This window comes from Streptomyces sp. NPDC056231 (assembly GCF_048270745.1).
Taxonomy (GTDB): domain Bacteria; phylum Actinomycetota; class Actinomycetes; order Streptomycetales; family Streptomycetaceae; genus Streptomyces.
The window spans coordinates 69,784-79,489 of the sequence record NZ_JBLVKW010000034.1; the positions used below are offsets into that span (position 1 = coordinate 69,784).

Below are 9,706 nucleotides of genomic sequence, written 5' to 3' on the forward strand. Positions count from 1 at the left end.
TAATGACCGCATCCCACCAGCGGTCGGCACGCCTGCGCACCTCGGCCACGAAACCAACCGCCGCGTCAACCCCCGAAGGACTTCCGGAGCCAACCACTTAGCCCCGGCACCCCAGGAATACCGCAGCAACGGAACAAGTGCCCTGCGCCAGTACGGCACGATCGAGCGCGTTAGGTGCTGGACGGCAAAGCGGCCCCCGGGCGCCCCCGGTCACCGCACCCCACCCCCCGGCACTCCCGTACTGCCCCGCAACACCACCTCACCCTCCATCCGCACCACCCGGGCCCGCCTCCCGGCCCCCACCTCCCGCAGCGCCAGCGCGATCGCGTTCTCGCCCATCGATGTCAGGGGCAGCGCCACCGTGGTGAGCGGCGGGGACAACTCCCGTACCAGCGGGATGTCGTCGAACCCGGCCAGCGACACATCCTCCGGCACCCGCGACCCCGCCTCCCGTAACGCCGCCAACGCCCCGACCGCCATCACATCGGTCACCGCGAAGACACACGTGGGCCGGACCCGGGACGGCGATCGCGCCGCGGAGAGCAGCAGCCGCTGCGCCGCCTCGTACCCGCCGTCACGGGTGAACGCCCCCTCCACCACGTGGTCGAGCCCGATGCCCGCCTCGGCGAGCCCGTCCCGGAACCCGGCCAACCGGTCGGAGACCGTCGTCAGCTCGGGTGGCCCGCTGAGAACCGCGAACCTCCGATGCCCCAGCCCCACCAGTGCCCGTGCCAGTGCAGCCGCCCCCGCCCGGTTCTCCGGCTGCACGGTGTCCACCCGCAGACTGCGGTGCCGGCTGACGACCGCCACCCGCCCGCCGGCCCTGACATACGGCTCCAGCTCGGCATCCATGGCCCGCTCCCACGCGCGGTCCTGGAAGCCCGAGCCGATCAGCAGGATCGCCCGCGCGCGCTGAGCCCGCAGCATGGAGACGTAACTGATCTCTCGCGCCGGCTCCCGGAACGTGGAGGCCAGCATGACGAGCAGCCCCCGTTCGGCAGCCGCCCGCATCACACCGCTGGAGATCGCGGCGAAGTACGGGTCGCTGACGTCATGACAGATGACGCCCACCGTACGATTGTTGGCGGCACTGGCGAGGGCCTGCGCATGTGCGTTGGGGATGTAGCCGAGCCGTTCCGCCGCCGCGTGCACCCGCTGTCGCAGATCGTCGCGGACCGTGGCCGTACCGTTGAGCGCCCGCGAAGCGGTGGCCGGTGAGACGCCGGCCTCCCGGGCCACGGCGTCGAGCGTCACATGGGCCGTGGCCGCGACGGTGCGGCGCGCTCCCGGACGGTCCCGCGTCGCCCGTCCGCTGGTCACGCGATCACTCAACTCGACCCCCAAGGGCGCGGTGGCGGCAGGGTTCCGAAACTTCAGGACAACCTATTGACCGTGCGTGCAGGCAGTCATTAGCGTGGCGACACCTTATCAGAAAGCGCTTTCTGAAAGCGCCTTCTCCGTCATCGCAGGATCGCACAGCTCTCCACAATTACCACCTAAGTGCATGGAGTTCACCGTGAGCCAGAGCGCGTTGACCAGAAATCCCGCCGAAGTGGCGGGTGTTGCCCGGCGGGCTGGGCCGTCCGCGGGGGAGCGACTGGCGCTGGCGGCCGGGCAGAGCTGGCGCCCGGTCGCCCTGCTGCTGGCCTGTTTCGTCGTCTGGTGGGTGATCTCGGCAGCCGAGCTGGTGGAGTCGTATCTCGTGCCGTCGCCCGGTGCGACGCTCGATGTCCTCACGGGGAAGACGAGTTACCTCTGGCAGCACAGCTGGGTGACCACGTACGAGACGCTGCTCGGTTTCGTGATCGCCGTGGCCGTCGGCGTGCTGGCGGCCGTGGTCATGGTGTACTCCTCGACCGTCGAGCGCACGCTCTACCCCATTCTGCTGTTCGCCCAGGTCGTACCGAAGATCGCGATCGCGCCGCTGTTCGTGGTCTGGCTCGGCTTCGGCATCGCGCCGAAGATCCTCATCGCCGTCCTGATCGCCTTCTTCCCCGTGGTGATCTCCATGGTCACGGGACTCAAAGCGGTCGACCCGGAGATGCTTCAGCTGTCGGCGACGATGGGTGCGAAGCCCTGGCAGACCTTCCTCAAGATCCGTTTCCCGGCGTCTCTTCCACATCTCTTCTCCGGTCTCAAGGTCGCGGTCACCCTGGCCGTCACCGGCGCCGTCGTCGGCGAGTTCGTGGGCGCCAACGAGGGGCTGGGCTATGTGATCCTGCAGGCCAACGGCAACCTCGACACACCGATGCTGTTCGCCGGGCTGCTGGTGATGTCCCTGATCGGCGTCGTCCTCTTCGTTGTCGTGGAGATCGCCGAGCGGCTCCTGCTCCCCTGGCACGCCAGCCGCCGTGACGCGCCGGCCACCACCTCGTACTGAACGCCACCCCGTCCCGTACCGAGCATTACCCATTGATTGCTGTAACGGACCCCGTTGCGAGAAGGGCCAGCCCATGCACGCGCGCAGACTCCTGATCGGTGTTGTACCTCTTGTCCTGCTGGCCACGGCCTGCGGCGGGAACGACGCGTCGACCTCCACCAGTGACTCGGGCAAGAAGCTGGACAAGGTCACGCTGACGCTCAACTGGTATCCGTACGGCGAACACGCACCGTTCTACTACGGCAAGCAGCAGAAGATCTTCGAGAAGCACGGCATCGACCTGACGATCCAGGCGGGCCAGGGCTCACAGAAGACGGTGCAGGCGACAGCCGCCGGACAGACCGACTTCGGCTGGGCCGACACCCCGGCGCTGCTGGCCGCGGTCGACCAGGGGGTGCAGGTCAAGAGCCTCGGCGTCTTTCTGCAGACCACCCCCGCATCCGTGCAGTCCTTCGATTCCAAGGGCATCGGGTCACCCGCCGATCTGAAGGGGAAGACGATCGCCGGGACGGCCGGTGACGCGCTCTCCAAGACGTTCCCGATCTTCCTGAAGAAGAACAACATCGACGCGTCGGAGGTGAAGGTCCAGAACACCGACCCGGCGGGCAAAATCGCCGCGGTGATCTCCGGGAAGACCGACGGACTGCTCGGCTACGCCAGCGACCAGGGCCCGACCATGCAGGAGAAGGCCAAGAAAACCGTCTCGTATCTGCGCTTCTCCGAGAACGGGCTGAACTTCTACTCGAACGGTCTGCTCGCCGGGCAGAAGCTTCTCGGCTCCAGGTCTGAGCTCGCAGGACGCATGGTGCAGGCGGTCAGTGAGGCATGGGCCGCAGCGGCGAAGGCACCCGAACCTGCGGTCGCAGCCATGGACGGGGCGTCGGAGCAACTGCCGCCGAAGACCGTGCTCGCGGAGCAGTTCAAGACGACGCTCACGCTGCTGCACACCACGTCGACCGAAGGCAAGGCGCCCGGGGTCAACAACGAGGCGGACTGGCAGCAGACCATCGACGTCTTCGCCGAGGCCGGAATGGTCAGCAAGCCCAAGTCCGTGGCGGAGTACTGGGACGCGAAGACGGCGCTGAAGGGATGACGATGCCGAAGCAGGACGCGAAGCCCCGGGACCCGCTCGGTGCGAGCGGCCGTCGCGCCGTCACCCCGGCCGTCGGCGTGTCGGACGTCTCGGTCCGGTTCCGCGGGAAGGACCGCGATGTCACCGCCCTGCGCGAGGTCTCACTCGACGTGGCGCCGGGCGAGTTCGTCGCCCTGGTCGGACCGTCCGGATGCGGCAAGTCGACGCTGCTGAAGCTGGTCGCCGGACTGCTGAAGCCGTCTTCGGGCGAGGTCCGGCTCGGCGGCGAACAGGTCAAGGGGCCACGGCACGACATCGGTTACGTGTTCCAGCGAGCCGCCCTCCTGGAGTGGCGTTCCGCGCGCCGCAACATCTTGCTGCAGGCGGAGATCCGGAAGATGCCCGCGGCCAGGGCGCGCGACCGGGTCGACGAGCTGATTCGGATGACCGGGCTCGGCGGCTTCGAGGACGCGTATCCGCACGAGCTGTCCGGCGGGATGCAGCAACGCGTCGCACTGTGCCGCGCGTTGCTGCACGAACCGCCGGTGCTGCTGATGGACGAGCCTTTCGGCGCGCTCGACGCCCTCACGCGTGAGCAGATGAACATGGAGCTGAACCGCATCTGGCGGGAGACCGGCACCACTGTGCTGCTGGTCACCCACTCGATCTCGGAAGCGGTCTATCTGGCCGACCGGGTGGTGGTGATGAGTCCGCGGCCCGGCACCATCACCGAGATCATCGAGGTGGGGCTGGACGCGGAACGGGAGTACGGCGAGACGGTGGGCCGCCCGGAATTCCGGGACGCGGCGGCCCGCATCCGCGATCTGCTCGGCGCGGCGTCCGCCCACGACTGATCGGGGCGGTCCGCCCCGCCACCGCGCAAAGTTTCATGAAGACCTTGGGTTCCGGCCCCGCCGCTCAGCGGCGGGGCCGGACTCGTTTTCGTGGTGATGGGGGAATGGGCAGGGGAGACGGCCGGTCCGGATGTCTGGGAAAACTGCCGGGAGTTGATCCCGGTAGGCAGTGCGCTCGCGTTCCTGGCCGAGCATCGCGGTGCGCTGTTCACGGCGGAGACGTTCGCGGACATGTACCCGTCGGCGAACGGGCCGTCCGCTCGACATCACCGTCGTCGACGAGCCGCGGCCGCTCGGCCCCTTCGACAAGGCCTTGATGGCGGAGTACGCCGAGATGTTCAACCAGCACACCGAGGCGCAGATCGTCGACTCCTCGGCCATCGAGAAGGCCTACGGCCTCACCCCGAACCCGCTCCCGGCCACCGTGGACGCGACCCTCGCCCGGTACGGGAAGCTGGTCTCCGCCCACTGAGCACACAGCGGCCCTGGGGAGGCGGAACGCTCCCCGGGGCCGCTGTGCGCGCCGGTCCGCTCAGTACCGCAGCCGCGACAGATACGTATAGCTGGCGAGCGCCGAGGCGAACGGATCAGCCGGTGAGTCGTGCTCCACCAGCCACTGCTTCACCCCGCCCCGCCGCGCCGTGTCGAACATCGCCGGGAAGTCCAGCACCCCCGACCCGACATCGGCGAAGTCCCCGTTCGGCGCCATGTCCTTCACGTGCAGCGCCGGGAAGCGCCGGGGGTGGCGTACGAACAGCTCGCCCGGCGCCGAGGCGCCACCGTTGGCCGCCCAGTACAGATCCAGTTCGAAGCCGACGAGTTCCGGATCGGTCTCGGCGAGCAGGATGTCGTACAGGCTGACGCCGTCCACCACCTGATGGTCCGTGCCGTGATTGTGGTAGAGCAGCTTCAGTCCGGACTCGCGGGCGGCCAGTCCCGCCTTGTTGAACTCCCGGGCCACCTCCCGGTATCCGGCCGGACTGTGCAGCGATCCGGGCAGACTGGGAACGACGATCCACTTGCCGCCGAGCGTATGGATGTCCTCCAGTGCCTGCGGCAGCCCGGCGCCCTTCACGATGTCGTATGCGACATGTTCGAGGACCGCCTTGAGCCGTGCCTCGTCCAGCATTCGCCGGATGTCGGCCGCGCTGTTGCCGTGCCGGCCGCTCACCCCGACCGTCGCGTACCCGATCTCCGCCAGCCGCTCCAGCGTGCCCCGGAAGTCCGTCGCCAGAGGGGTCCGCATGGTGTAGAGGTGCATGCCGATCCCGGACGGCGGGATGGGGCGGGAGCGCCCGGATTCCGTGGCGGACGCCGGGGCCGTACCGACCCCGGCGGCCGCGGCGACACCCAGAGCCGTACCGAGAAACGCACGTCGTGTGCCGTTCATATCGTCTCTTTCCTCTCAGTCGACGCCGTTCAGCTCACGTCGATGCGGATGAAACCGGTGCTTGTGTCGCCCTTGTCGTCGGTGACCGTCAGATGCGCGGTGTACGCACCCTTCCGGCTGTAGGTGTGCGTCGCCGTCGAGCCCTCGGGCCCTGCGGGTTTGACGTTGTCGCCGAAGTCCCAGTGGTAGGAGGTGATGGTGCGCCCGGCCACCGGCCTGACCACACTGCTCAGCGCGACAGCGAGCGGAGAGGTGCCTGTGGCCGGGTCCGCCTTGACTGTGACCCGCGTACCGGGTTTCTTCTCGACGCCGGACCCGTTGAAGTGCAGCCAGTCCACGGCGAACAGGTCGGCCTTGTCGCTCGACCACTCCGGGTTGGTGAACACCGCGTACAGTTTCACGCTGCTCCCCGGGTCCTCCAGGGCCGTGGTCGGCGAGACGATCTTGCCCCAGTCCCCGGTGTTCGGCACGGTCACCTTCCCGAGCAGCTGCCCTGTCGGGGAACCGGCCCGGAACTCGACAGTGCCACCGATCCCGCCGGAGGCCGCGCCCACCGTCACCGAGTCGATGTTCTTCAGATGCACCGGATCGAAGCTGATCCAGTCACCGTCCTCGATCTCCGTCAGCCGCTTCCCGCCGGAGGCGTCGGTCCTGTTGCCGACCACCACCCCGTCGTGAGCTCCGCCCGTCGCCGTGAAGTGCTCCGCCTCACGGAACGCGGTGCGCAGCGTCAGTGAGGTCGAGCCGGTGAGCGCCGGGGCGTCCGGGGCGCCCTTGTCCTCATAGCGGGCGGTGATCCCGTAGTACAGATTCTGACCCGGGCCGTGGCTGTCCCCGGCATCCGTGACGATCTCGCCCGCGCAGCCGGTGTAGTTGTCGAGCGGATGCAGATGCGTGTCATGGCCGAGCTGCGACTGCACGACCACCCGCGAGCAGTCGATCGGCAGTCCGTTCCCGTCCTCCTTGTCCTTCACCTGCACCGTGAACGGGATGGTGTCGCCGAAGCTGAACATGCCCCCGTTCGGCGGCTGTTTGATCGTCACTTCGGGCCGGGTGTTGCCAACGGTGATGTCCTGCACCGCCTGCGCGGTGAGACCCCCTGGCCCGGTGACGGTAAGCCGCGCCGTGGTGAGCCCCTTGGTGCGGTACGTGTACGAGGGGTTCGGCTCCGTCGAGTCCGTGGTGCCGTCGCCGTCGAAGTCCCAGGCATAGGTGACCGGCCGGCCGTCGGGCAGCCCGGAACCGGCGCTGGAGAACGCGACGGTGAGCGGCGCCGGACCGTTGTCCCGGCTCGCGGTGATCTTCGCGTCGGGCAGCCGTCCGTCACCGACGTAGTCGATCCGGTAGATGCCCGCCCCTTCGTTGGTGCCGCCACGGCCGGTGCCGCTGCCGCGCCCGAAGTCGATGACGTACAGCGCCCCGTCGGGACCGAAGTCGGCATCGAATGGCTGGTTCCACTTCATGTCCGCGAAGACGCCGTTGATCGACTGGAGTTCACCGGCCTTGGCGGGCGCGAACCGCGGATTGCTGAATGTCTGGTCCTTCTGCTGGAAGGAGAACGTCTTGAACCACTGCCGGGTCAGCTCGTAGGTGAACCACTTCCCCTCGAAGTACTCGGGGAACTTGGTGCGATACGTGTTGTCGGGGTCGTAGTGGTAGACCGGACCGCTCATCGGGCCACCGCCGCCGGTCCCGAGCTCCGGGAACTCGGCGGATGCGGAGTAGGCGTACCAGACCGTCGCGGGCTGTGCGGGCGGCAGATTCCGCAGCCCGGTGTTGTTCGGCGAATCATTGACGAGTGCCGCGCAGTCGAATTTCGGACCTGACGTCCTCGTTGCGAAGTCGTAGTCGTTGAACGGGGTGTTGTTGCCGATGCAGTACGGCCAGCCGAAATTCCCTGCCTTGGTGATCCGGGTGTACTCGACCGTGCCTTCCGGTCCGCGATTGGCGACCGCGGCCGTGGCGTCCGGGCCGTAGTCGGCGACCATCAAGGCGCCGCTCACCGGATCCGTGGTGATCCGGAACGGGTTGCGCATCCCCATCGCATAGATCTCCGGACGGGTCTTCTCCGTACCGGGTGCGAAGAGATTGCCCTCGGGGACGGTGTATGTGCCGTCGTCCTTCGGGGTGATGCGCAGGATCTTGCCACGCAGATCGTTCGTATTGCCCGCCGTGCCCTGGGCGTCCCAGGCGCGGCGGCCCTCGCCCTCGTCGATCGGGCTGAAACCGTCCGAGGCGAACGGGTCGGTGTTGTCACCCGTTGCCGCGTACAGATTCCCGTTCTTGTCGAAGGCCAGCGAACCGGCCATATGGGAGTTGGCCCGGCCCTCGCCGCGCCAGGTCGGAATGGTCAGCAGTCTCTTCTCCGAGGCGGGGTCGATCGTGTTGCCGGTGGCCGTGAAGCGGGAGAGGTTGAGCCGGTTCTCGGTCTTGTCGGAATGCAGCAGATAGAGCCAGTTGTTCGTGGCGAAGCCCGGATCGAGCGCGAGACCGAGCAGCCCGTCGGACTGGCTGGTCATCTCCGGCGTGTACGCGAAGTCCAGCGCCGTCGTGACCTTCATGGTCTGCTGGTCGATGACCTTGAGCTTCCCGGTGCGCTGGGCGAAGAACACCCGGCGGTCCGGGGCGACCGCCAGCTCGAACGGGTCGGCGAGGTCGCTGGTGGCCAGGGCTGTGCGCTGGAACGAACCGGTTCGAGTCGCCGTGCAGTCACCGGACTTGGCGCCCGCGGCCCACTCGATGCCGCCCAGCAGATGCTTGACGAAGCCCTCCTCCTGGAAGGCGGACGAGGCATGGCCGCCGGCGGTGAACCAGGAGCGGCCGCCGTCGTAGTTCTGGCACCAGGACCACGGATGGTCCACGCCCTCGTCCAGACCGCTGATGCCGTCGCGCACCTTGATCTGCGCAAGCGTGTGCACCTTGGAGGTCGGATTGGTACGCCAGTTGTACCACTCCTCCGTACGCTCCCAGAGGTCCGGAAGGCCCTTGGTGGAGGGGTGCACATGGTCGAGCACCTTGACCCGGCCGGTCTGCACGGCGGGATGCTGATCGAAGATTGCGCCGACCAGGCCCTCGTACCACCCCCAGTCGCGCTCACTCGCCGACGCGGCGTGCAGCCCGACCCAGCCGCCGCCCGCACGGATGTACTTCTGCAGGGCGGCCCGCTCGTCGGCATTCAGCAAGTCACCGGTCTGCGGAGTGGAGTTGGTGTTGTTGAACACGATGGCCTGGAAGCGGGCGAGATCGGTGTCATTGAAGACGGCCGAGTCGTCGGTGGCCTCCACGTCGAAGCCGTTCTCGGCACCGAGCTTTTTGATTGCCTCGACCCCCGCCGGGATCGAGTCGTGCCTGAAATTGGTGACCTCGGAGTAGACCAGGACCCGGAACGGGGCCGCATGGGCACGCGGCGGCGAAGCCACCAACAGGCCGAGAATCAGGGCGAGAAGTGCGGTGAGGGCAAGGAGGGGTGAGAGTAACCCTCGCGACGGGTGTCTGCTGAACGGATGGTGACTCATGGGCGCTCCCTGTGCGGTAGATGCCGGCTGCGGGATGTAGAAAGCGCTTTCTGAAGTACGCCGTTCAGAGTAGGTTCACGTCTTCCATGGGGTCAATGGGTCGGCAGGTCTCTCTGTGACTCGGCTGTGAGGCGGTGCAACCCTGCTGCGGACGCCCCGTGGTGGCGGCCGGGTCCCGGGCTCCCGGCGATTGTCAGTGCCGGGCGCTACGGTCGAATCCGACCGCACCTGGCTGGTTCCCCGGATCGGAGACAGTGAATGACCACCGCCGACGACGTCCGCATGATCGCGCTTGCCCTGCCCGACACAGCCGAGAAACTGGCCTGGGGGCAGCCCACATTCCGGGTGGCCGGGAAGATCTTCGCCGCGCTCGGCGACGACGACGCGACGATGGGCGTGAAGACCGACCGGCAAATGGGAGGCGGCGTCGCGGGGCTGGGTGCGCACATCTGCCGCGTTGTCGTCAATCACCATGGCTCCGCCATGCCTCAATCC

The 9,706-nt window shown here is 67.8% G+C and carries 8 protein-coding genes; 5 read left to right on the forward strand and 3 right to left on the reverse strand.

The window, feature by feature from the left end:
* Positions 1–210 precede the first annotated feature (210 nt).
* Positions 211–1,254 carry a LacI family DNA-binding transcriptional regulator gene (locus tag ACNPQM_RS24590; protein ID WP_358860031.1) on the reverse strand — a complete coding sequence of 348 codons (1,044 nt, stop codon included), beginning with the start codon at positions 1,252–1,254 and terminating at the stop codon, positions 211–213.
* 250 nt (positions 1,255–1,504) lie between these two features.
* On the opposite strand from ACNPQM_RS24590, the gene ACNPQM_RS24595 reads away from it, so the two are divergent.
* From ACNPQM_RS24595 to ACNPQM_RS24610, 4 genes are all read left to right on the forward strand, one after another.
* Complete coding sequence (locus ACNPQM_RS24595) at positions 1,505–2,380, forward strand: ABC transporter permease (RefSeq protein ID WP_418085752.1); 876 nt, start codon at positions 1,505–1,507, stop codon at positions 2,378–2,380.
* Between the two features lie 73 nt (positions 2,381–2,453).
* A complete protein-coding gene (locus tag ACNPQM_RS24600) occupies positions 2,454–3,473 on the forward strand; it encodes an ABC transporter substrate-binding protein (RefSeq protein WP_358859987.1) in 1,020 nt (339 codons plus the stop codon).
* Complete coding sequence (locus ACNPQM_RS24605; RefSeq protein ID WP_358859988.1) at positions 3,470–4,306, forward strand: ABC transporter ATP-binding protein; 837 nt, start codon at positions 3,470–3,472, stop codon at positions 4,304–4,306. Before ACNPQM_RS24600 ends, ACNPQM_RS24605 begins: the two co-directional genes overlap by 4 nt.
* A gap of 316 nt (positions 4,307–4,622) precedes the next feature.
* Entirely contained in the window at positions 4,623–4,778 is a 156-nt protein-coding gene (locus ACNPQM_RS24610) for a hypothetical protein (protein ID WP_418085753.1), read from the forward strand.
* Positions 4,779–4,838: 60 nt separating this feature from the next.
* On the opposite strand, the gene ACNPQM_RS24615 is transcribed toward ACNPQM_RS24610, so the two are convergent.
* Both ACNPQM_RS24615 and ACNPQM_RS24620 read right to left on the reverse strand, forming a co-directional pair.
* Positions 4,839–5,696, reverse strand: coding sequence for a sugar phosphate isomerase/epimerase family protein (locus ACNPQM_RS24615; RefSeq protein ID WP_358859989.1), 858 nt, complete (start codon positions 5,694–5,696; stop codon positions 4,839–4,841).
* 29 nt (positions 5,697–5,725) lie between these two features.
* Entirely contained in the window at positions 5,726–9,211 is a 3,486-nt protein-coding gene (locus tag ACNPQM_RS24620; RefSeq protein WP_418085754.1) for a ThuA domain-containing protein, read from the reverse strand.
* Positions 9,212–9,469: 258 nt separating this feature from the next.
* Between ACNPQM_RS24620 and ACNPQM_RS24625 the strand changes: the two genes are divergently transcribed.
* The coding region (locus tag ACNPQM_RS24625) for an MmcQ/YjbR family DNA-binding protein (RefSeq protein ID WP_418085755.1) at positions 9,470–9,706 on the forward strand (237 nt) is incomplete at its 3' end.